Annotated in this window: 23 protein-coding genes; 14 read left to right on the forward strand and 9 right to left on the reverse strand. The window is 64.1% G+C overall.

Annotated elements, in window-relative coordinates; all coding sequences use genetic code 11:
* Positions 1 to 28: 28 nt before the first annotated feature.
* Positions 29 to 364: a cupin domain-containing protein gene (locus tag CDE01S_RS13640; protein ID WP_066708538.1), complete on the reverse strand. Its 336-nt coding sequence runs from the start codon at positions 362 to 364 to the stop codon at positions 29 to 31.
* Between the two features lie 314 nt (positions 365 to 678).
* Here CDE01S_RS13640 and ubiU point away from each other — a divergent pair, with 314 nt between their 5' ends.
* The 8 genes from ubiU (at position 679) to CDE01S_RS13680 (ending at position 7,684) form a co-directional block, all read left to right on the forward strand.
* Positions 679 to 1,746 carry a ubiquinone anaerobic biosynthesis protein UbiU gene (gene ubiU / locus CDE01S_RS13645; protein WP_245636176.1) on the forward strand — a complete coding sequence of 356 codons (1,068 nt, stop codon included), beginning with the start codon at positions 679 to 681 and terminating at the stop codon, positions 1,744 to 1,746.
* Positions 1,747 to 1,760: 14 nt separating this feature from the next.
* Entirely contained in the window at positions 1,761 to 2,660 is a 900-nt protein-coding gene (locus CDE01S_RS13650) for a U32 family peptidase (RefSeq protein WP_066708541.1), read from the forward strand.
* Positions 2,661 to 2,665: 5 nt separating this feature from the next.
* A complete protein-coding gene (gene trhA, locus CDE01S_RS13655) occupies positions 2,666 to 3,283 on the forward strand; it encodes a PAQR family membrane homeostasis protein TrhA (RefSeq protein WP_066708544.1) in 618 nt (205 codons plus the stop codon).
* Complete coding sequence (ubiT, locus tag CDE01S_RS13660; protein ID WP_066708546.1) at positions 3,283 to 3,828, forward strand: ubiquinone anaerobic biosynthesis accessory factor UbiT; 546 nt, start codon at positions 3,283 to 3,285, stop codon at positions 3,826 to 3,828. Before trhA ends, ubiT begins: the two co-directional genes overlap by 1 nt.
* Positions 3,821 to 4,195, forward strand: a complete 375-nt coding sequence (locus tag CDE01S_RS13665) for a putative zinc-binding protein (RefSeq protein ID WP_066708549.1) — start codon at positions 3,821 to 3,823, stop codon at positions 4,193 to 4,195. Before ubiT ends, CDE01S_RS13665 begins: the two co-directional genes overlap by 8 nt.
* 6 nt (positions 4,196 to 4,201) lie before the next feature.
* Positions 4,202 to 4,813: a UbiX family flavin prenyltransferase gene (locus CDE01S_RS13670; protein ID WP_066708554.1), complete on the forward strand. Its 612-nt coding sequence runs from the start codon at positions 4,202 to 4,204 to the stop codon at positions 4,811 to 4,813.
* Positions 4,814 to 4,819: 6 nt separating this feature from the next.
* A complete protein-coding gene (ubiD, locus tag CDE01S_RS13675; protein ID WP_066708569.1) occupies positions 4,820 to 6,304 on the forward strand; it encodes a 4-hydroxy-3-polyprenylbenzoate decarboxylase in 1,485 nt (494 codons plus the stop codon).
* Positions 6,305 to 6,373: 69 nt separating this feature from the next.
* Positions 6,374 to 7,684: an acyl-CoA dehydrogenase family protein gene (locus CDE01S_RS13680; protein WP_066708572.1), complete on the forward strand. Its 1,311-nt coding sequence runs from the start codon at positions 6,374 to 6,376 to the stop codon at positions 7,682 to 7,684.
* An 18-nt stretch (positions 7,685 to 7,702) separates the two neighbouring features.
* Here CDE01S_RS13680 and CDE01S_RS13685 read toward each other — a convergent pair whose 3' ends face one another.
* The 3 genes from CDE01S_RS13685 to ytfE all read right to left on the reverse strand — a co-directional run bounded on the left by CDE01S_RS13685 (position 7,703) and on the right by ytfE (position 9,022).
* The gene (locus CDE01S_RS13685) at positions 7,703 to 7,966 is read right to left on the reverse strand and encodes a DUF2249 domain-containing protein (protein WP_066708574.1); all 264 of its coding nucleotides are present in this window, start codon (positions 7,964 to 7,966) and stop codon (positions 7,703 to 7,705) included.
* Between the two features lie 103 nt (positions 7,967 to 8,069).
* Positions 8,070 to 8,264 (reverse strand): hypothetical protein, encoded by a 195-nt coding sequence (locus tag CDE01S_RS13690; RefSeq protein ID WP_157077130.1) that lies wholly within the window; start codon positions 8,262 to 8,264, stop codon positions 8,070 to 8,072.
* A 23-nt stretch (positions 8,265 to 8,287) separates the two neighbouring features.
* Complete coding sequence (gene ytfE / locus CDE01S_RS13695) at positions 8,288 to 9,022, reverse strand: iron-sulfur cluster repair protein YtfE (protein ID WP_066708580.1); 735 nt, start codon at positions 9,020 to 9,022, stop codon at positions 8,288 to 8,290.
* Positions 9,023 to 9,229: 207 nt separating this feature from the next.
* Here ytfE and CDE01S_RS13700 point away from each other — a divergent pair, with 207 nt between their 5' ends.
* On the forward strand, positions 9,230 to 10,342 hold the full coding sequence (locus CDE01S_RS13700) for a lipocalin-like domain-containing protein (RefSeq protein ID WP_066708583.1): 1,113 nt from the start codon (positions 9,230 to 9,232) through the stop codon (positions 10,340 to 10,342).
* An 18-nt stretch (positions 10,343 to 10,360) separates the two neighbouring features.
* Here CDE01S_RS13700 and CDE01S_RS13705 read toward each other — a convergent pair whose 3' ends face one another.
* Positions 10,361 to 11,137: a TOBE domain-containing protein gene (locus CDE01S_RS13705; protein ID WP_066708615.1), complete on the reverse strand. Its 777-nt coding sequence runs from the start codon at positions 11,135 to 11,137 to the stop codon at positions 10,361 to 10,363.
* Positions 11,138 to 11,216: 79 nt separating this feature from the next.
* Between CDE01S_RS13705 and modA the strand changes: the two genes are divergently transcribed.
* The 3 genes from modA to modC are packed head-to-tail and all read left to right on the forward strand — an operon-like array spanning position 11,217 to position 13,752.
* A complete protein-coding gene (gene modA / locus CDE01S_RS13710) occupies positions 11,217 to 11,978 on the forward strand; it encodes a molybdate ABC transporter substrate-binding protein (protein WP_066708618.1) in 762 nt (253 codons plus the stop codon).
* Between the two features lie 8 nt (positions 11,979 to 11,986).
* On the forward strand, positions 11,987 to 12,670 hold the full coding sequence (gene modB / locus CDE01S_RS13715; protein ID WP_066708586.1) for a molybdate ABC transporter permease subunit: 684 nt from the start codon (positions 11,987 to 11,989) through the stop codon (positions 12,668 to 12,670).
* Positions 12,667 to 13,752: a molybdenum ABC transporter ATP-binding protein gene (modC, locus tag CDE01S_RS13720; protein WP_066708589.1), complete on the forward strand. Its 1,086-nt coding sequence runs from the start codon at positions 12,667 to 12,669 to the stop codon at positions 13,750 to 13,752. Before modB ends, modC begins: the two co-directional genes overlap by 4 nt.
* Before the next feature lie 8 nt (positions 13,753 to 13,760).
* Here modC and CDE01S_RS13725 read toward each other — a convergent pair whose 3' ends face one another.
* Together CDE01S_RS13725 and CDE01S_RS13730 are read right to left on the reverse strand one after the other, a co-directional pair.
* Positions 13,761 to 15,434 carry an FAD-dependent oxidoreductase gene (locus tag CDE01S_RS13725; RefSeq protein WP_066708592.1) on the reverse strand — a complete coding sequence of 558 codons (1,674 nt, stop codon included), beginning with the start codon at positions 15,432 to 15,434 and terminating at the stop codon, positions 13,761 to 13,763.
* A gap of 9 nt (positions 15,435 to 15,443) precedes the next feature.
* Positions 15,444 to 16,433, reverse strand: coding sequence for a Bug family tripartite tricarboxylate transporter substrate binding protein (locus CDE01S_RS13730; RefSeq protein ID WP_066708595.1), 990 nt, complete (start codon positions 16,431 to 16,433; stop codon positions 15,444 to 15,446).
* A 121-nt stretch (positions 16,434 to 16,554) separates the two neighbouring features.
* Here CDE01S_RS13730 and CDE01S_RS13735 point away from each other — a divergent pair, with 121 nt between their 5' ends.
* Positions 16,555 to 17,478, forward strand: coding sequence for a LysR family transcriptional regulator (locus tag CDE01S_RS13735; protein ID WP_066708598.1), 924 nt, complete (start codon positions 16,555 to 16,557; stop codon positions 17,476 to 17,478).
* A gap of 73 nt (positions 17,479 to 17,551) precedes the next feature.
* Positions 17,552 to 18,913 carry an esterase-like activity of phytase family protein gene (locus CDE01S_RS13740; RefSeq protein WP_066708601.1) on the forward strand — a complete coding sequence of 454 codons (1,362 nt, stop codon included), beginning with the start codon at positions 17,552 to 17,554 and terminating at the stop codon, positions 18,911 to 18,913.
* A 20-nt stretch (positions 18,914 to 18,933) separates the two neighbouring features.
* On the opposite strand, the gene CDE01S_RS13745 is transcribed toward CDE01S_RS13740, so the two are convergent.
* A complete protein-coding gene (locus CDE01S_RS13745; RefSeq protein ID WP_066708604.1) occupies positions 18,934 to 19,791 on the reverse strand; it encodes a methylated-DNA--[protein]-cysteine S-methyltransferase in 858 nt (285 codons plus the stop codon).
* Between the two features lie 102 nt (positions 19,792 to 19,893).
* On the reverse strand, positions 19,894 to 21,537 hold the full coding sequence (locus CDE01S_RS13750) for a methyl-accepting chemotaxis protein (RefSeq protein WP_066708606.1): 1,644 nt from the start codon (positions 21,535 to 21,537) through the stop codon (positions 19,894 to 19,896).
* Positions 21,538 to 21,604: the final 67 nt, after the last annotated feature.

A 21,604-nucleotide genomic window follows, 5' to 3' on the forward strand; every position in this document is an offset into this window, starting at 1 on the left:
TCACCGCCGGCACGGCACGGGCCGCGCTTCACGTGCGGGCTGCAACGCAGATCGTCACGAGTGCGGACGAGTCAACCAGCGCCCGCAGGGCATGCGGCTCGTTGCGCCGCAGGTGGATAAAACCGCCGGGCTCCAGCAGTTGTGTCCCCTGCGGGGTGTCGAACTCGATGCGGCCCTCGATGCACTGCACGGTGATTTCACCAGGCGCACTGTGCTCATGCAGCGCCATGCCGGCGCGCAGCACGATACGCACAACTTCCAGTTGATCGGCCTTGAGCAGTGCCATCGTTTTGGCATGGGCCAACTGCTCGCCCAGCGGCAGCACACTCACCACCTGGCCCGACTGCACATGTTGTTGTGCCATGGAACGCTCCCCGTCTGATGGCTGGGTGCACGCACCCGCTGGCGCCAGCGGCGCCTTGGCCTGGCGCGGCTTGCGCCGGCCTGAAGTGCGTGCATGCCAGATAGATATACAGAACAGACATCTTTTAGCATGGTCGCATGACGAACGTCAATTGACCGCAAGCGAAACGTGGGCATGGACCGGCATGTTGGGGCCGGCGCCAGTAGCCTCTGCGGAGTCTCTGATGCAGATCAACAGCGCTCTGGATCGGGCGGCGTATCGTGCAACCCAGTGCGACAAGGCCCTCCCGGCACCCGCACCGGAAACCGAGTCACATGGAACCCTTGTCCCCTCTCGCTGATGCTGCCACGCTGGATGGATTGGCGACATCTGCAGCCCCTCCGTTGGAGCTGGTATGCCCAGCGGGCAGCCTGCCCGCCTTGAAGGCCGCTGTCGACAACGGCGCCAGTTGCGTTTACCTCGGCCTGCGCGATGCCACCAATGCGCGCAATTTCGCCGGCCTCAATTTCGATGAAGCCGCCATTGCCAACGGCATCGGCTACGCGCATGCGCGCGGCTGCAAGGTGTTCATGGCACTCAACACCTACCCGCAGGCGGCCAACCCCGGCCTTTGGCGCGAAGCCTTGGACAAGGCCGTCGACCTGGGTGTGGATGCTGTGATCCTGGCCGACCCGGGGCTGATGCAGTATGCGGCCACGCGCCACCCTCAGTTGCGGTTGCACCTGTCGGTGCAGGGGTCGGCCACCAATTACGATGCCATCAACTTCTACCGCGAACAGTTCGGTATCGTGCGGGCCGTGCTGCCGCGCGTGCTGTCGCTGACACAGGTTCAACAGGTGATCGACAAGACCCCGGTGGAGATCGAGGTGTTCGGTTTCGGTAGCCTGTGCGTGATGGTCGAAGGGCGCTGCGCGCTTTCCAGCTACGTGACGGGCGAATCACCTAATACACACGGCGTGTGCTCACCAGCCAAGGCCGTGCGTTGGCAGGAAACGCCCAAGGGCCTGGAGTCGCGCCTGGGTGGTGTGCTGATCGACCGTTACGCCACCGGCGAAAACGCCGGCTACCCGACGCTGTGCAAGGGCCGTTTCGATGTCGATGACGAAGAGAACTACTACGCCATCGAGGAGCCCACCAGCCTGAACACGCTGGAACTGTTGCCGCAGCTCATGAAGATGGGCGTGCGCGCCATCAAGATCGAAGGGCGCCAACGCAGCCCGGCCTATGTGGCGCAAGTGACCAAGGTGTGGCGCGAAGCCATTGACCAATGCAGGGTTGCACCGCACCGCTACGCGCCCAGGACGGGCTGGATGGCCAGCCTGGACCAGGTGGCCGAAGGCCAGCAGCACACCCTGGGCGCCTACCACCGGCCCTGGAAATGACAAAGTCCCGCACCATGAAAATCGCCCTCGGGCCGCTGCTGTACTACTGGCCGCGCGATACTGTTTTCAACTTCTACGACCGCATGGCTGCAACAAAGGTCGACATCGTCTACCTGGGCGAGACCGTGTGCTCGCGCCGCCATGAACTTCGCCTGGCCGACTGGCTGGCCATTGCGGCCCGCCTGCGCGAGGCCGGCAAGGAAGTGGTTCTCTCCACCCAGGTGTTGCTCGAATCGGGCTCCGACGTGAGTGTGATGCACAAGATTGCCGACAACGGCGAGTTCGCGGTGGAGGCCAACGACATGGGTGCCGTGCAACGCCTGGCCGGCAAGCTGCCGTTCGTGGCCGGCCCGCACCTCAACCTCTACAACCTGCCCACACTGCAGTGGATGGCTTCGCTGGGCGCCAGCCGCTGGGTCATGCCGCTGGAGATGAAGCAGGACGATCTGGCCCTGCTGCAGCAAGGCCGCCCCAGCGGGCTGCAAACCGAGGTGTTTGCCTATGGCCGCCTGCCGCTGGCCTATTCGGCGCGTTGTTTCACGGCGCGGCACAACAACCTTCCCAAGGACGATTGCCGCTTCAGCTGCCTGCAGCACCCGGATGGCCTGCTGCTCAAGACGCGTGAGAGCGAAGAGTTCCTGGTACTCAACGGCACACAAACTCAGTCAGCACGCGTCTACAACCTGGTGGATGCTTTGGACGATATGCAGGCACTGGGCGTGGATGTGATCCGGCTCAGCCCGCAGCCACAGCACATGGCCGAGGTGGTGGCCGTGTTCGATGCCGCACGTACACAGGGGCTGGCACTGCAGGCAGCACTGGCCCGCCTGCAGCCACTCATGCCCGCACAGGGCTGCAACGGCTACTGGCATGGCCGCCCAGGACTGGAACAGGTCTCACTCGCCACCGCCTGAACGCCATGTATTACACCGAACGCTTCAACGGCTACAGCCACCTGGCAGGCACGGCACTGGCCATGGCTGGCTCGGTCGTGCTGATCGTGCTGGCGGCACGCCTGGGTGACCCCTGGAAGATCGTCAGCTTCAGCATCTACGGCGCCATGCTGATGGCGCTGTACCTGTTTTCCACCCTGTACCACAGCGTGCGCGGCCGCGCCAAGGACGTGCTGCGCAAGTTCGACCATTGCAGCATCTACCTGCTGATCGCCGGCAGCTACACGCCGTTCACGCTGGTGTCGCTGCGCGGGGCCTGGGGCTGGTCGCTGCTGGGCGTGGTGTGGGGGCTGGCCCTGCTGGGCATCCTGCAGGAGATCTGGCTCGCCAAGGGCGCGCGCATGCTCTCGCTGGTCATTTACGTGCTGATGGGCTGGTTGGCCCTGGTGGCGGCGGCACCGCTGTGGGACGCGCTCACGCCCGCCGGCTTTGCCTGGCTGGCCGCCGGGGGCGCCTGCTACACCCTGGGCATCGTGTTTTACGCCACCGACCATAAGGTGCGCCACGGCCATGGCGTGTGGCACCTGTTTGTGTTGGGTGGCAGTTCCTGTCACTTTTTCACCGTGTTGTTTTACGTCGCCTGATGGCCTGGACCAATATGAGCCCCTCGACTCCCGCCGCCGACCGATCAACTCCGTTTGTGCTGCCCGCCGCAGCCGCCTCTCTCCTGGCACGGTTGCCGGCCTACCCGGGTTCGCTGCTGCTGGTGACGGCGCTCAACCTCGGCCTGGCACCACAATTGCCGGCTGACGTGCGCGCGCTGTTGGCTAGCAAGAAACTGCGCATCCATGTGCGCGATGCGCGTCTGACCTTTGACTTCACCTGGACTGGCCAGCGCTTCGCGGCTTGCGCCGCGCAGCAAGCCGCCGACCTGACCATCGCGGCCAGCGCCCACGATTTCCTGCGCTTGGCGCAACGCCAGGAAGACCCGGACACGCTGTTCTTCAGTCGCCGCCTCTCGATGGAAGGCGATACTGAGCTTGGCCTGATGGTCAAGAACACGCTTGATGCACTGGAGCTGCCCATTCTCGACCTGCAGCAGCTGGCACCTCCCCGCATGTTGGCGCGCATCGCTGCCTGGCGATCCGCTGCGGCCGGACACCGTCATTCCGGAGGACTGCATGAGTGAGCCGGCGCACAAGCACCCGCTGGTGTATTCATGCTCAGGCTGTTCCAGTGCTGCGCAGCTGGCCAACCATGTGGCCCTGCAGCTGGACCGGCGCGGCGTGGCCGAGATGTCCTGCATCGCCGGCGTGGGTGGCCATGTGCCGCAACTGATGAAGATCGTGCGTTCGGGCCGACCGATCCTGGCACTCGATGGCTGTCCGCTGGAGTGCGTGAAAAGCACCCTGGCTTGCCACAGCATCACGGCCGACCGGCATTACCAGCTGCAACAGTACGGCATCAAGAGGCGGCCACACGAAGACTTCGATCCCGGGCAAGCCACCATGGTGCTTGAGCGCGTCACGGCCGACCTGCAGGCAAACCCACTGTAGGCCACGATGCGCCAACCCGCACCTGCCACCTTGCCAACGCCACGACGCATCATCGTGGCGATCTCGGGTGCCAGCGGTGCGGCCTATGGTGTGCGCTTGCTGCAGGTGCTGCACGACACGGCAGACATCGAGACCCATCTGGTGGTGTCCGATGCGGGCTGGCACAACCTGCAGCAGGAGTTGCCCCTGAGCCGTTCTGCCATCGAAGCCCTGGCTGCCCAGGTGCACGACGTGAACAACATCGGGGCCACGCTGGCCAGCGGTTCTTTCCAGTGCAGCGGCATGGTGGTGGCGCCCTGCTCCATGCGCACGCTGGCCGCCGTGGCGCACGGCCTGGCGGACAACCTCATCACGCGCGCGGCCGACGTCATTCTCAAGGAACGCCGGCGCCTGGTGCTGATGGTGCGCGAATCACCGCTGAGCCTGATCCACCTGCGCAACATGGTCTGCGTGACCGAGGCCGGCGGCATCATCTGCCCGCCGCTGCCGGCGTTCTACCTGCGCCCGCAATCGGTAGCCGACATTGTGGACCAGGGTGTGGCACGCGCGCTGGACCTGCTGGACATTCCCCATGCACTGAGCGCACGCTGGGCCGGCCTCACCCCGATCAGCGCCTGAGTGCCCATGCCCTACGCCGACCTGCGCGACTTCATGGCCCAGCTGGAACAGGCGGGTGAGCTGCGGCGGATCACGACGCCGGTATCACCGCATCTGGAAATGACAGCGCTGTGCGACCGCGTGCTGCGTGCCGGTGGTCCCGCCCTCCTGTTCGAACAGCCCACCGGACACAGCATGCCGGTGCTGGGCAATCTGTTCGGCACACCGGCACGTGTGGCGCGCGCCATGGGTGTGGCCGACCTGCGTGCGCTGCGTGACTTTGGCGAGGTGCTCGCCGCACTCAAGGAGCCCGAAGCACCCAAAGGTTTCAAGGACATGCTGGGCCTGGGTGGTCTGCTCAAGACGCTCTGGCACATGGCACCCAAGGAACTGCGCTCGGCACCATGCCAGGAGCTGGTGTGGGAAGGCGCTGAGGTTGACCTGGCACGCCTGCCCGTGCAACACTGCTGGCCCGGTGATGTGGCGCCGCTCATCACCTGGGGGCTGGTCATCACGCAGGGGCCGCACAAGCCACGGCAGAACCTGGGCATCTACCGCCAGCAGTTGCTCTCGCGCAACCAGCTCATCATGCGCTGGCTGGCACACCGCGGCGGCGCGCTGGATTTCCGCGACCATTGCGCCCTGCACCCGGGGCAGCCCTATCCGGTAGCGGTGGCACTGGGTGCCGACCCGGCCACGCTGCTGGGCGCCGTGGCACCGGTGCCGGACAGCCTGTCGGAATACCAGTTCGCCGGCCTGCTGCGCGGTGCGCGCACCGACGTGGTCCCGGCGCTGGGCGTTCCCCTGCGTGTACCGGCCACGGCCGAGATCGTGCTCGAAGGCCACATCTACCCCGATGCCAGCCACCCCAGCGGCTACCAGCACGCGCTGGAAGGACCGTATGGCGACCATACCGGTTACTACAACGAGCAGGCCGAATTCCCGGTGTTCACCGTGGACCGCATCACGCTGCGCCGCGATCCGATCTACCACTCCACCTACACCGGCAAGCCACCCGATGAACCGGCCGTGCTCGGCATGGCCATGAACGAGCTGTTCATCCCGCTGCTGCAGCGGCAGTTCCCCGAAGTCACCGACTTCTATCTGCCTCCCGAGGGCTGCAGCTACCGCATGGCCGTGGTGCAGATCCGCAAGGCCTACCCCGGTCATGCGCGGCGCATCATGATGGGCGTGTGGAGCCATTTGCGCCAGTTCATGTACACCAAGTTCATCGTGGTGGTGGACGAGGATGTGAACGCGCGCGACTGGCGCGAGGTGGTCTGGGCCCTGACCACGCGCATGGACCCGGCGCGCGACACGATGATGATCGAGAACACCCCGATCGACTACCTCGACTTCGCCTCACCCGTCAGCGGGCTGGGCAGCAAGATGGGGCTGGACGCCACCAACAAATGGCCCGGTGAAACGCAGCGTGAGTGGGGGCGCCCGATCACCATGGACCCGGCGGTCACGGCGCGTGTTGATGCACTCTGCCAGTCACTCGGCCTGTGACCAGCGTACCGGCGCAGACCGGTGTCGCCTGTGTGCTGACAAAGCCAGGTCCGCGTCGCAGAATGGGGCATGAACTTCGAACACACGCCCCGCGCGCAAGCCCTGCTGCACGCCCTCGAAGCGTTCATGCAGCGCTACCTGTTGCCCTACAACCCGGCCTGGCATCGTTCGGTACAGGACAAGGTGTATCCACCGCCTTTTCTCGAAGACCTCAAGACCCTGGCGCGTGAAGAAGGCTTGTGGAACCTGTTCCTGCCCGATCTGGATCACGACGAACCCGGCACCGCGCTGAGCCACCTCGACTACGCGCCGCTGGCGGAAGCCATGGGCCGCCTGCCTTGGGCAGCTGAAGTGTTCAACTGCAGCGCCCCCGACACCGGCAACATGGAGTTGCTGCACCGCTTTGCCACGCCCGAGCAGCGCACACAGTGGCTGATGCCTTTGCTGGAAGGCCGCATCCGTTCTGCCTTTGCAATGTCCGAGCCGGATGTGGCGTCGTCCGACCCCACCAACCTGCAGACCATTGTGCGCCGCGACCACAATGAGCTGGTACTCAACGGTCGCAAGTGGTTCATCACAGGCGCGGCGCACCCGCATTGCAAGCTACTGATCGTGATGTGCCGCAACGTGGAGTCGCCTGAGACGCCAGACGCATCCCAAGATAACGGTAGTCCGCGCCACCATCAGCACAGCATGGTGCTGGTACCGCTGGACACACCCGGCGTGCACGTGCTGCGCAACATTGCCGTCATGCACCACCAGGCGCCGGAGGGTCACTGCGAGATTCTGCTGCGTGATGTGCGTGTGCCCATCAGCAACCTGCTGGGTCACTGGGGCGAGGGATTCGCCATGGCGCAGGCCCGCCTGGGGCCAGGGCGCGTGCATCACTGCATGCGGACCATCGGCCAGTGCGAACTGGCCCTCGAATTGACCAGCGAACGCACGCTGGAGCGTCAGGCCTTCGGCAAATACCTGTCGGACTTTGCCAATGTGCAGGACTGGATCGCGGAATCAAGAATCGAGATCGACCAGGCCCGCCTGCTGGTCCTGCAGACCGCCTGGCTGCTGGACCAGGGCAAGGTCGAACCGGGACAGTTGCGCGCCCAGGTGGCCGCCATCAAGGTGGTAGCGGCCCGGCTGCAGACCCGCGTGGTGGATCGCGCCATGCAGGCCTTCGGCGCCATGGGCCTGTCTCCCGATACCCCGCTGGCCTACTTCTGGAGCTGGGGCCGTGCCCTGCACCTGATGGACGGCCCGGATGAAGTGCATCTGCGCACCGTTGCACGCAACGAACTGGCGCGAGCGCAAGCACGCATGGGTGCCAGCGCGGCCTACTTCACCACGCCCGAACAGCTGCAGGCGCCGGTGCGCCTGCGCTGATCATCGACCTTGAATCTCTCAGCCCTGAATCTGGAAATCGATCACGATTTCGCCCGGCTGGCGGGCCACATAGGCCATCTTGACCCGCGGTCCAAAGTACTGGTCAATCTGCGACAGCAGCGGCAGAGGATCATGGTCGTTGCAGAAGCGCATGGTCTCGCCGGACTCCAGCGCGTTGAGCGCACCAAAGATGGCCGCATGCCGGAAGCGTTTGGCGACGCCACGTGCATCGAAGGGATAGACGCCTTCGGCGACAAGGGGTTTTGAGCAGTCATGTGACATGATGGATCTCCTTGAATAAAAACCGGCAAGAGACAAAGCAGCAGCCGATCTCTTGCGCAACGATGTCGGCGCGGCACCGAAGTCCCGAGCCGCTTGCCAGTGCTCAGTGCTTGACCGGTTTCAAGCCCCGGTCATCGAAGACGGTGCCGCAGTTCTCCAGGGCCCCCATCACCCGAGCGGCACCATCGTGCCCATGGCCGTGAGCGGCCGGCTCGGCAGCGTATGAATACGCCGCCGCAAGCCCGAACGACAGAACGGCCACTGACAGAAGATTCGCGAATTGTTTCGGATGAAACATGGCTGCTCCCGTCATGAAAACAGTCAACCGCATCCACAGCCCGAAGTTCCGCAGCCTGACGAAACTGCTTCGGCCTCGAACTGAGGAAACAACACGTTGTTTTCCAGGTGGATGTGGTTGATCAGATCGTCATTGAGCTGGGCGATTCCCGCATAGAGTGCACGCCAGGTGTTGCAGGCATCCTCCGGCGGCTTGGCTTCGTTGGTAAGTTCGGCCAGTTTTTCCAAGGCGACACCATGGTCGACGTGCTCAAAACGCATCACCTTGATGGGCTGGCTGACAAAGGGGTTGCCGCCTTTTTTCAGGATCGGAAACAGGATGGTTTCCTCTTTTTGCATGTGCGACAGCAACTCTTCCTGCATGCTCTCCAGGAAATCACCCAGCCCTGCCGGGACCTGGGGATGCTCGCGGTGCACCGCTTCGACACGGTGCGCCATCCGGATCAGTTCGGGCAGCTGCGCCCGATGCACGTCATGGTAGCGCGCCAGAATATGGTCGATGAGCTCGGCCGGCTCGGTCAGCGCCGGTATATCGCTTGAGCGCTGCAAGGTCGCCAGCTCGGCCAGAATGGCATTCACGTCCAGCCCTTTGTCGGCCGCTGCCTGCTGCAGGCTGACCTGGCCACCGCAGCAGAAATCGAGCTTCAGACGCCGAAAGACGGCGGTGGCACCTGGCAGTTGAACAGCGATCTGGCCCAGGGCCTGCTTCTGGTTCAAGCCCGCGGCGCCGGGTTCTGTGGTTTCAAGGCGTGCATTCATGGAAACGCTCCTTCAAATCTAAAGCAATATATTTAATACATGTTTATTGTATCCAATAAAAATTATTCTTAATGAATCTTTTCTTGATCTAAAGCAAACCATCCGCACACGTCCGCAGAGCCGCCGGCGTAGGGCATGCCCGGCCAAGCGATATCCCTCACCGGGTAGCTGTATTGCAGAATAGGCCGTTCTGTCGCCTGCACTGCCATGCCCTTCAAGCCACCAACCCTCTTGCGTCGCAGCCTGCTGCTGGCCGGTCTGGGGCATGTCGCCGGTGTGCACGCCCTGGCGCCGCGCCAACTTGTCTTCCCGCGGGATTTTGGTGCGCACCCCGATCTGCGCACCGAGTGGTGGTACATCACCGGCCATGCCCACGCCGGTGACCGTCTGTTCGGCTTTCAGCTCACCTTCTTCCGCTCCCGCGTCGACGCCACACAGGGAATGGCTTCGCGGCTGGCTGCACGGCAATTGATCTTTGCCCACGCGGCCGTCACCGACGTCAAAAACAAGAAGCTGTGGCATGACCAGCGCATGACGCGCGTTTCGGGAGATGCCCGATTCGACCAGGCCCATGCCAGTGAACGCGACACCGACATCGCCCTGCGCGACTGGACACTCCAGCGCCGGGACAGCCCAGCTGGCGACGTTTACAACGCCCGGATTCCGGCCAACGACTTCCAGCTGGCACTGCAATTCAGCGCTCGCCAGCCCCTGCTGCTGCAAGGCTCACAAGGCCTGTCGCGTAAAGGTCCGGCACCGGAACAAGCGAGTTACTACTACAGCCAGCCGCAACTCGCGGTGCGCGGCCGTATCACCCTGAATGACCGGCACCACACGCTCGACACGAACACGCAGGCAGCAGCCTGGCTCGACCATGAATGGAGCGAGGCGCTGCTGCACCCACAGGCCGCTGGCTGGGACTGGATCGGCATCAACCTCTTTGACGGCAGTGCGCTCACCGCTTTTCGCCTGCGCGACCGCCGTGGTGACACGCTGTGGGATGGCGGTTCGTTTCGCAGCGGCACCCATGCCGGGCAGGCGCAAGCGCGCATCTTCCAGCGCGGCGAGGTCCGCATGACACCGCTGCGCCACTGGCGCAGCCCAGCCAGCCAGGCTGGCTATCCGGTGGAATGGACGGTGGAGACACCGAGCGGACGCTTCACCGTGAGAGCCATCATCGACAACCAGGAGCTCGATAGCCGCGCCTCTACCGGCGCCATCTACTGGGAAGGATTGAGCGACCTCTTTGACAGCCAGGGCCAACACATCGGGCGCGGCTACCTGGAGATGACCGGCTACGCTGGCGCCATACGGCTCTAGATGCGCCTGCGCCCGGTCTCAGCTGGCCAGCGCAATCACCACAGCCGACTCGTCGACACTTGCCACAGCCTGGCATCCCACCTTGAGGCCGCTGTCCGGGCCGGCAAAACCCACCAGATGCAGACCGGTCGCCAAGGTCAGCGCCACCTCGCCACCGGCTGCCGCACGCGATACGCGCGTGGCCTGGCCGTGCAGCAGATTGCGCCCGTCTGCCGCCTTGCCCGCCGAGGCCACCGCCACGGCCGTGGCCTTGAACAGGGCCAGCACCGGCAATCCGGCACGCAGGCTCAGCAACTGGGCACTTTCGCGTGTGATGCGGGAAAACAGTGAGCGTCCATCAGGCAGAGCCAGTTCCACGCGAATTGCCGCCGCTTGGGGTCTGAGCGCTTTGATGCTGCAAGGCAACTGGTTCCGCATGCTGGTTCGCAGGCCAAGTGCTGCCAGCCCCGGCGCTTCCAACGGCTTGCCTTGACCTCCGGCCATCTGCTCCATCCGGGCCTGCACATGCGCCCTTGCCTCCTGCATCAGATCAGCGGCCTGCAACAGTTGCCGACCGGCTGGGGTGAGATGGGCACCGCCACCGCCGGAGCCGCCGACGGCACGCTCGACCAAAAGCGCACCGGCCAGGTTGCTCAGGGTGTCGAGGGCCTGCCAGGCCGCCTTGTAGCTGACACCTGCAGCACGCGCAGCTTCAGAGATCGAGCCCACTTCGCCTATGCGGCGCAGGATATCGATGCGCTTGTCGGCCAGTTCATGGCCCAGAGCGCCAGCCAACTTGAGTTTGGAAGAGGTCATGCGCACATTGTGCCGCCGGTGTGGCAAGACGGCGGCTATACTTCGCTATTCATTTTTAGAATAGCGAAGGATGATCCCCATGCGTACCTGCTCCCGAATTCTTGTGGCACTGGCCACGGCGGCCGCAACCGGCCTGTTCGGCCTGTGTCAGGCTGCTGAAGTGAGTGTGGCCGTGGCCGCCAACTTCACCGCGCCAATGCAGAAGATTGCTGCCGCTTTTGAGCAGGACACCGGCCACAAGGCCATTCTGGCCTTCGGCTCCACCGGCAAGTTCTATGCACAGATCAAAAACGGTGCACCGTTTCAGATACTACTGGCCGCTGACGATGAAACGCCGGCCAGACTGGACAAGGAAGGCCTGGCCGTCTCCGGCTCGCGCTTCACCTATGCCACAGGAAAACTGGTGCTGTGGAGCGCACAGGCCGGCCTGGTGGACGAGAAGGGCGAGGTCTTGCGCACCGGCCAGTTCGAACGCATCGCTGTCGCCGATCCCAAGCTGGCCCCTTATGGTGCGGCCGCCGTAGAAACATTGACCCACCTCGGCCTACTGAAAGCCCTGCAGCCACGCTTTGTGCAAGGCGAGAACATCGGGCAGACCTACCAGTTCATTGCCACCGGCAACGCGGCGCTCGGTTTCGTGGCACTGTCACAGGTGATGGTGGACGGCCGCATTGCCCGCGGTTCGGCCTGGGTGGTGCCGGCTGAACTGCACGCGCCGATCCGGCAGGATGCCGTGATTCTGGGCAGCGGAAAAGACAATCCAGCCGCCACGGCGCTGGCAAGCTACCTGCGCGGTGACAAGGCCCGTGCGATCATTCGCTCCTACGGTTATGCCTTGTAATCACCCCCATGCCCTTCAGTCCTGATGATCTGAGCGCCATCTGGCTCACGCTGAAACTGGCCACCCTGACCACTGCGTTGCTGCTGTTGCTGGCCACGCCGCTGGCTTGGTGGCTGGCGCGCACCACATCGCGCTGGCGCGCCCCGCTGGGTGCGGTGGTGACACTGCCGCTGGTGCTGCCCCCCACGGTGCTGGGCTTTTACCTGCTGGTGGTGCTCGGACCCCATGGCTGGATCGGCCAGCTGACGCAGTCCCTCGGGCTGGGCACGCTGCCCTTCACCTTCGGCGGCCTGCTGCTGGCGTCGCTGATCTACTCGCTGCCGTTTGCGGTACAGCCGCTGCAGAACGCGTTCGAGGCCATCGGCCCGCGCCCCCTGGAGGTGGCCGCCACCCTGCGCGCCACACCGCTGGATGCCTTCTTCACCGTGGTGTTGCCTCTTGCGCGTCGGGGTTTTGTCACCGCCGGCATCCTGACCTTCGCCCATACCGTGGGGGAATTCGGTGTGGTGCTGATGATCGGCGGCAACATTCCTGACAAGACACGTGTGGTCTCGACGCAGATCTACGGCCATGTCGAAGCGCTGGAATACGCGCAAGCACATTGGCTGGCCGGCAGCATGGTGCTGTTCTCGTTCGTGGTGCTGCTGGGCCTGTCGCTGCTCAACCGCCGCCACACCGGGGTACTGCCATGAACACAGCAGACAACCGGGTCCAACTGTCGCTGGCACGGCCTGACTTCCAGCTGGAAGTCGATCTGGCATTGCCGACATACGGCATCACCGTGCTGTATGGCGCTTCCGGCTCCGGCAAGACCAGCGTGCTGCGCTGCGTGGCCGGCCTGGAGCGCGCCCGCAACGCCCTGGTTCGCATTGATGGCGCGGTCTGGCAGGACGACACAAGCGGTATCTTTCTGCCGCCGTGGCAGCGGCGACTGGGTTATGTGTTCCAGGAAGCGAGCCTGTTCGAGCATCTGGACGTGCGCGGCAACCTGAGCTACGGACAAAAACGTAGCCTCGCGGGCCGGCCAGCAATTGCACTGGATGCCGTGATCGAGCTGCTGGGCATCGGCCATCTGCTGCAGCGCCGGGTGCAGCAGCTCTCCGGTGGTGAGCGGCAGCGCGTCGCGATTGCACGCGCGCTGGCCACGCAGCCGCGGCTGCTGCTGCTCGACGAACCACTGGCGGCGCTCGACCAGGCACGCCGGCACGAAATCCTGCCTTGGCTGGAGCGCCTGCGGGATGAACTGCAGATCCCCATGCTCTATGTGACCCATGCGGCCGATGAGGTGGCGCGGCTGGCGGACTCTCTGGTCGTGCTTGACCAGGGCCATGTCAAGGCGGCCGGACCGACAGCGGAGGTGCTGGCCCGTATCAATACGCCCGTGGTGCTGGGCGACGACGCCGGTGCCCTGCTGCACGGCGCCGTGGTGGAGCACGACGCCCACTGGCACTTGATGCGCGTTGAATTCGACGGCGGCAGCCTGTGGCTGCGCGACAGCGGACTGGCCATCGGACAGCTGGTACGCCTGCGCGTACTGGCACGCGACGTCAGCCTGGCCACCGAAGCACCACACCACACCAGCATCCAGAACCTGTTGCCCGCCACGGTCGACTCCATCGCGTCGGACACCCATCCGTCCCAGGCTCTGGTGCGTGTGGCCTGCGGTCATGCCATGCTGCTCTCCCGCATCACGAAGCGCGCTGTTGACACTCTGGGCCTCCACCCGGGCCAGGCGGTCTGGGCCCAGGTGAAGTCCGTCGCACTGATCGGATAGGTGTTGGCTCAGGCAGCCAGCTTGAGCTGCTGGCGATGCACCCCGCGCAGGATGTCGACCAGTTGCTCCGGCTTGACCGGCACCTGATCACCGCGCCAGACCACATGCTGATCTGAACGGCACAGCACCAGTTTGTGCTGGTAAGCCGCCGGCACGGCGGTCTGGCCCTGCAGATCGATCACCTGCAGCGGTAGCCGGGCCGCCTTGGCCGCAGCGACAAGGGGCGCCACATCCACCTTGCCATCGAAACGCAGCAGGGTGTAGCCCGTCCCCAGAACGTCGTAGAGGGAACGGCCATCATCGAGGCAGAAATGCGGCGCCCGGCAACCGGGCACCGTCGACGGCGTGAAGCCGCCCATCGTATAACCCGGTGGCGGCTCATCATCAGGCACCATGATCGGCGAGCCACTGTAGAAATAGCCGAAGTTGAGTCCGGCACAGCAGAACTGCTGCACGTTGAGGTCATAGGCCTCCTGGCCGATGAGCGCGCGCGCCGCTGCGCCAGCGGCATCCTCGGCCTCGATGTTGGGGGGTACCGCACGGCGCGCCTTGATCATCTTCTGCGCATGGTCCATCACGAAATAGGACACCTGCTCAGTGATCGGCTGACGTTCGGCCTCGTAAGCATCGAGCATGCCCTCAGTCGCCCAGCCCTGCAACCGCGCCGCCAGCAGCCAGGCCAGATTGGTGGCATCAGCAATGCCGGCATTCATGCCGTAGCCTGCATAGGGCACCCACAGGTGGGCAGCATCGCCGGCGATGAAGACATTGCGGTTACGGAAACGGTTGGCCACCAGGCGCCGGCCGACCCAGTCCTCCTTGCTGATGACTTCGTACTCGAAGTCGGGGCCTACGCCCAGGATGTCGCGGATCGACTGGTCACGGTCCACCGAATCGAACTCGGGCTCCTCGGCGTTGAGGTGGTTGTGGACCAGCCAGGTGTCATGGCCATCGATGGCGAACACGGTGCCGCAGCGGCGCGGATTGACCGAGTAGTAACACCAGGCTGGCCGACCGGGCAACATGGCACGCAGTTTCGGCGCACGGATGAAGGTGGACTGCACACGCTGGATCACCGCAGTGCCTTCGAGCTTCGCCCCCATCTGCTTGCGCACGCCGGAACTGCCGCCGTCACACCCCACCAGGTAGCGGGCGCTGAGTTTGCGCTGGCTGTTGGTGTTGAGATCCAGCAAGGTGGCCTCAACACGGTCTGACGCCTGGCTGATGTCCAGCACCTGGGTGCGGTTGAGCAGCGTCACGCCAGGCTGCGCTGCCGCATGCTCCAGCAGGATCGGCTCCAGATAGATCTGATTGATGCGATGCGGTGGCTCGGGGGTCGGCCACCCGGTGTCCGGCCCTACGGTTTCGGTGTAGCGGTCGCGCCGGCAGGGGATCGGAATACGCGTGAGTTCGACACCGGTCATGCTCGTGCGAAACACCACATCGTTCGGGTAGTCTTCCGGCAAGCCGGCGTGGCGCAGCTTGCCCGCCACGCCCAGGCGGCGGAACTGCTCCATGGTCCGCGCCGAGACGTGGTTGCATTTCACGTTCGGCGGTTCGGCATAACGGCGGATTTCGGCCACCGTCACCTTGATGCCGCGTTGCGCCAGGTCCATTGCCAGCGTCAGGCCAACCGGCCCGGCGCCGACGATCAGGACATCGGTATCCAATGTGTTTGTCATGTTGGAAGCTCAGTCGAGTTTGATGCGGGCCATCTTGATGACTTGGGCCCATTTTTGGGTTTCGGACTTGATGTAGGCCTCGAAAGCCTCCACCGTGCTGGGCGCCGGCTCCACGCCCAGGGAACGCATGCTCGCCTTGATGACCTCGTCATTGAGTGCGGCCGTGATCTCGGCATTCAGCCGGGCAATGACCGGCGACGGTGTGCCGGCGGGCGCCACCACGCCAAACCAGCCCGTGGAGTCGTACCCCGGCACGCCGGCTTCCGCCACCGTGGGCACATCGGGCAGCATGGGCAGGCGTTGCGGGCTGGTGACGGCAAAGGCCGTCAACTTGCCTGCCTTGATGTGCTGCAGGGCCGCCGGCAGATCGGCCACCGCCAGGGGAATCTGTCCCGACAAGACATCCAGCGTCGCCGGACCCGAACCACGATAGGGCACTTCAACCAGCTTCACGTCCGCCATCTGCCCAAACAGGGCTGCCGTCAGGTGCATGGCTGTGCCGTTGCCGCCATGGGCAATCGCCAACTTGCCCGGCTGCGACTTGGCCAGCGCTATCAGCTGCTGCAAGTTCTTTGCAGGCAGCGAGGGATGGCCGATGATCACGAAGGGAATGGCAGCCAGCATGGTGACGGGCTTGAAATCACGGGCCACGTCGAACGGCATCTGCGCATAAAGGCTGGCATTGGCCGACAAGGCGCCGGCCGCGCCCACCCCCAGCGTGTAGCCATCTGCCAGGGCCTTGGCCACGGCCGTCAGTCCAATATTGCCGCCCGCACCCGGCCGGTTGTCCACCACCACCTGCTGCCCCAACTTGTCTGTCAGGCGCGGTGACAGCAGGCGCACCATGGCATCCGCACTGCCCCCGGGCGGGAAGGTCACGATCATGCGAACCGGCTTGTTCGGGTAGTCCTGCTTTTGGGCCTGGGCAGGCAGGCACACGGCCAGCCCCAATGCGGCCAGTGCCGCAAATCCCGCCCACGGGCGGAAAAAATGAACCATGTTGTCTCCTTGGTATGTAGGCGTCCATCAACGATGGCGCAGCGTTTGTCGCCCCTTGATTTGAATCAAGTTTTATTCATTCGTAAATCGAAAAAATATGAATGAATTATGATTTTCATTCATGAATAACGAACGCAAATTCAGCCCCTCGCTGCGTCAGTTGCGCGCCTTTGTGACGGTCTATCAGTTGCGCAAACTGAGCGCTGCCGCCGAGCGGCTGTTCATCACGCAATCCGCCGTGAGCGTGCTGATACGACAACTGGAAGAGGGCCTCGGCACCCGCCTGTTCGACCGCACCACACGGTCTCTGCAGCCCACACAAGCTGCGCAGGAAGCCCTGGCGGTGGCAGAACGCATACTGCGTGACGTGGACTCCCTGGGCGCCGGGCTGCAGGACCTGACCGGCTTGCGACGCGGCCGCGTGTGCGTGGCGATCACACCCACCTTGGCAGAAATTCTTTTGCCTTCGGTGATCCGCACGTTTACCGCACGCCATCCCGATATCCGTGTGGTCATCGACGATTGCGCTCCCGATCAGTTCGTTCCGCGCATCATTGGCGAGCAGGTCGATTTCGGCATCGGCACGCCAGAACGGGCCGGTGTCGACGTCGATGCCGAGACGCTCGTGCGCGATCATCTGAGTCTGGTCTGCACACACGACCATCCGCTGGCAAACCGCAAGACGGTACGCTGGCGCGACCTGGAAGGCCTGCCCTTGAGCACCGTGCGCCCCGGCTACGGCATTCGCCCTCTGATCGACCTGTCAGCGGCCAAGGCCGGTGTCTCGTTGAACGTGATCAATGAAGTCGCCTTCCTGTCCACGGCCTTGTGGATGACGGGCTGCGGGTTGGGCGTCGCCGTCATGCCGGCGGCCTATGTCACCTACTCACGCGATCCGGGTCTGGTGGCCAAGACATTGACGGCCCCCAAGGTATCGCGCGACATCTCGGTGGTCACCAAACGAGGACGCTCGTTGTCACCAGCCGCCCAATGTTTCATTGATGTGCTGCGCGCCGAACTGGCGCGCTCGCCAACGAAGCCCTGATCGGCCCCTTCACGGTTCTGTCATGTTCGCTCCCTAGCATCCGTGGTACTTGTTCAACCAACCCAACAGCCCCATGCGCCAATCACCTCTGCTCTCGCTCCTCGCCTTGCTGGCCATTGCACCCGTGCAAGCCCAACAGGCCTTTCCCGCCACGCTGGTCGGCCATGCCGCGCTGCCGGCACGTACCTTCATCGCCGCACCGAAAGATGCACCGGCCAGCCTGCAGACCTCGGGCAAATACACCACGGCCGACGGCCACCGCGAAGACAAGCTGGAATCCATCGCCGGCAGCTCTTACCTGTCGGCCAAGGGGACACCGAAACCCACCGGCATCAACCTGCCCTTCAAGGGTCAGCCGGTGCAAGGCTTTTCCGGCATCAAGGCCATGAAAGACGGCAGCTACTGGGTGCTGACCGACAACGGTTTCGGCAGCAAGGCCAATTCGGCCGACGCCATGTTGATGTTCCACCGCGTCTTGCCCGACTGGAAAACTGGCAGCGTGAAGCGCCTGCAAACCGTGTTCCTGCACGACCCGGACAAGAAAGTGCCGTTCCTGATCGTCAACGAGGGCACGAAACAACGCTACCTGACCGGTGCCGACCTCGACATCGAGTCCATGCAATTCATCGGCGACCACGTCTGGTTCGGTGACGAACTCGGCCCCTACCTCGTGAAAACCGACCGCCAGGGCAAGGTGCTCGCCGTCTTCAGCACCGAAGTGGACGGCAAGCTGGCCCGTTCGCCCGACCATTTCTCGGTGACCACTCCCGCCACGGCCGGCGCCTTCTCCACGCCGGTGCGCCGCTCACGCGGTTACGAAGGCATGGCCGCGTCGAAGGATGGCCAGTTCCTGTACCCGCTGCTGGAAGGCCCGCTGTGGAATGAGGCCGACAAGAAGTGGGAGACCAAGGACGGCCGCGAGTACCTGCGTGTGCTGGAATTCAACGTGGCCAAGGGGGAATGGACCGGCCGCTCCTGGAAATACGCCTTGGAGCTCAACGGCAACAACATCGGCGACTTCAACATGATCGATGCCGACACCGGCCTGATCATCGAGCGCGACAACGGCGAAGGCCTGGAACACACGGCCTGCAACGGCCCGGCCCGCCCGGACTGCCAGAACGTACCGGCCAAGTTCAAGCGCATCTACAAGATCAGCCTGAAGGATGCGGACGCCGACGGCTTCGTGCGCAAGATCGGCTACATCGACCTGCTCGACATCCAGGACCCGAAGGGCGTAGCCAAGGTCGGCGGCAAGGACGGCAAGTTCACCTTCCCCTTCGTCACCATCGAGGACGTGGACGTGGTCGATGCCGAGCACATCATCGTGGCCAACGACAACAACCTGCCCTACTCCTCAGGCCGCGAGTTGGGCAAGAACGATGACAACGAGTTCATCCTGCTGCACGTGCCCGACCTGCTGTCGGCGCGCTGAAACAGCCTCTCCAAGCTGCTTCATTCAGGCCGGGCTTCATGCTCGGCCTGCCCGGCCTCCCATGCCAGCAGGGCCATCTTGCGTCCGCTCCCCCAACGGTAGTGACCGAAGTCACCGGATTCGCGGATGACGCGGTGACAAGGAATCAGATAGGCAATGGTGTTGGCGGCCAGCGCGCTGCCAACCGCCCGCTGGGCCTGATGCGCGCCAGCCATCTGGGCAAGCTGGGTATAGGACACCACGCGTGACGGCTCGACCTTGAGCAGGGCCTCCCACACCTTGATCTGGAAATTGGTGCCGCGCAGCACCAGGTGCAAGGTGCCCCGCTGCGGTGTGACGAGGAAGACCCGGTCCAGCCATTGCTGTGCCTGAACATCGTCGCGCTCACGCTGTGCTGCCGGCCACTGGCTTGCCAGCTCATCCTGACGCACCGCATCGTCCTCATCCAGAAAAGCCAGGTAACACAGGCCGCGCGCCGTCCACCCCACCAGCGCCTCGCCAAACGGCGTTGCGCCAAAGCCGAAGCCCAGCCTCACGCCAGCGCCCCCTTGCTTGATCTCGCCCGGCGTCATGGCCTCACAACTCACCAGCAGATCGTGCAGCCGACCAGGGCTGGACAACCCGCTGGCTTCCGTCACGCTGAGCAGATCGGCCGACATGCGCAGGGCCTGCCGGGCATGTTCCTTGGTCAGGTACTGCAAAAAACGCTTGGGTGAAATGCCAACCCAGGCGGCAAACACGCGTTGCAAATGGAATTCGCTCATGTGCACCGCTGCCGCCACCTCGGCCAAGGTGGGCTGGCGCAGCGCATGGCAGCGAAGGTAGTCGATGGCACGTGCCACCACCACGTAATGCCGGGCCGGATCGGGGTTGTTCATGTCGAAGGAGTCTGCCTGATACTGGCCCCATTCTGGCCTCGACAAAAATGCAGCGCCACCCGATTCTTGCGGACATGGGGGTGTCCGCGTCAGGCCGACCGGTCAGGCAGCGCTGAGCGCCAGGGCTTTCATCTCCCGGCGCAACTCAACCGCATCGCGCTGCACAAAACTGTCGTTGGCACTCAGACGGAACACCCCCACGGTATCAGCCAAGACCCGGGCCTGGCCATGCAGCGAGCTGGCAGCAGCTGCCATCTGCTCGACCATGGCCGCATTCTGCTGGGTGCCGCCGTCCATCTGGGCCACCGCTTCGTTGACCTGCGAAATGCTCTCCAGCTGCTCCTCGAAGGTAGCAGTGAAATCCCCCAGCATGGAAGCCACCTTGTGCACGACATCCACCGTCTGCTCAATGCTGCTGTGCGCCTGCTGCGCCGTCTTGTTGCCGGCATGGATCTTGGCCGTGGAGTCCTCGATCAAACTGCGGACTTCCTTGGCCGCCTCCGAGGTGCGCTGCGCGAGTGCCCGCACTTCGCTGGCCACCACGGCAAAACCTCGCCCCTGCTCGCCGGCACGTGCCGCTTCCACGGCGGCGTTGAGCGCCAGGATATTGGTCTGGAACGAGATGCCTTCAATTACCTGGATGATTTCTGAAATCTTGGCGGATGAAGTGCTGATGGCCTGCATCACCGTCGTCATCTCCTGCACGCGCACACCACTGGTCTGCGACACGGTGGCAGCCTCATCTGCCAGGGTGCTGGCACTGCGTGCGGACTCGGTATTGGTCCGCACCACACTGGTGAGCTGCTCCATGGTGGAAGCGGTCTGCTCCAATGCGGCCGCCTGCGCTTCCGTACGGGCAGACAGGTCATGGTTGCCGGCGGCAATCTCATTCGAGGCAGACGTGATGGCAACAGCCTCGGTGCGTGTATCACCGACGATGGAGCGGAGGTTGACATTGAGCTGGTTCAACGCCCGGTAGAACTGCCCCACTACATCGCTGCGATCGGTCTGGATCCTGGCGCTCAGGTCGCCAGCCGCCATGCGGTTGGCGAACAACAGCAGGTCGTTGAGTGGCCGGGTGGCCATGGCACGCAACCAGACGCCAACCGGCAGGCCGATCGCCAGGGCCGTGAACAATTCGACCAGCGTGGGCAGGTTGAGACCGAGCGTCCCCGTCAGGCTTCCCGCCGTCAACAGCACGGCCACAGGCGCCAGCACTGAAGCGGTCACGATCTGTCCCCCCAGGCCAAGACGGAAGGACTCACGCACACGTCCCGGCACGGTCGTCGGCCGGAGCAAGCCCCCGGCCAGGCGATGGACCAGGACACCCGCCTCCTTTTCAGCACGCATGGTGGCGTACAGCGCCTCGGCGGCTGCCACCTGGTCACGGGTTGGTGGCGTGCGCACCGACAGATAACCCTGGACCACGTCGTCTTCAATCAGAGGCGTGACGTTGGCCATCACCCAATAGAAATCGCCGTTCTTGCGGCGGTTCTTCACCACGCCGGTCCAAGGCTTGCCGCGGTTCACGGTGTCCCACAGGTCGCGGAAGGCCTCCTCCGGCATGTCGGGGTGACGCACCAGATTGTGCGGCTGGCCCAGCAGTTCCTCGCGCAAGTAGCCGCTGGCTGCGATGAAGGCCGGATTGCAATAAGTGATGCGCCCTTTGGTATCGGTGGAGGACACGAGCATCTGCTCGGGGAGCATGATGTACTCGCGGTGGGAAACGGGCAGATTGATGCGCATGGCTGGCCTTCAGGCAGAAAAGTCCGGGAGAAGCGAAGAAAAGGGGGGATGCTTAAGGATTTGCTGA

Origin of the sequence: Curvibacter delicatus NBRC 14919, assembly GCF_001592265.1 — a bacterium.
GTDB lineage: Bacteria > Pseudomonadota > Gammaproteobacteria > Burkholderiales > Burkholderiaceae_C > Hylemonella > Hylemonella delicata.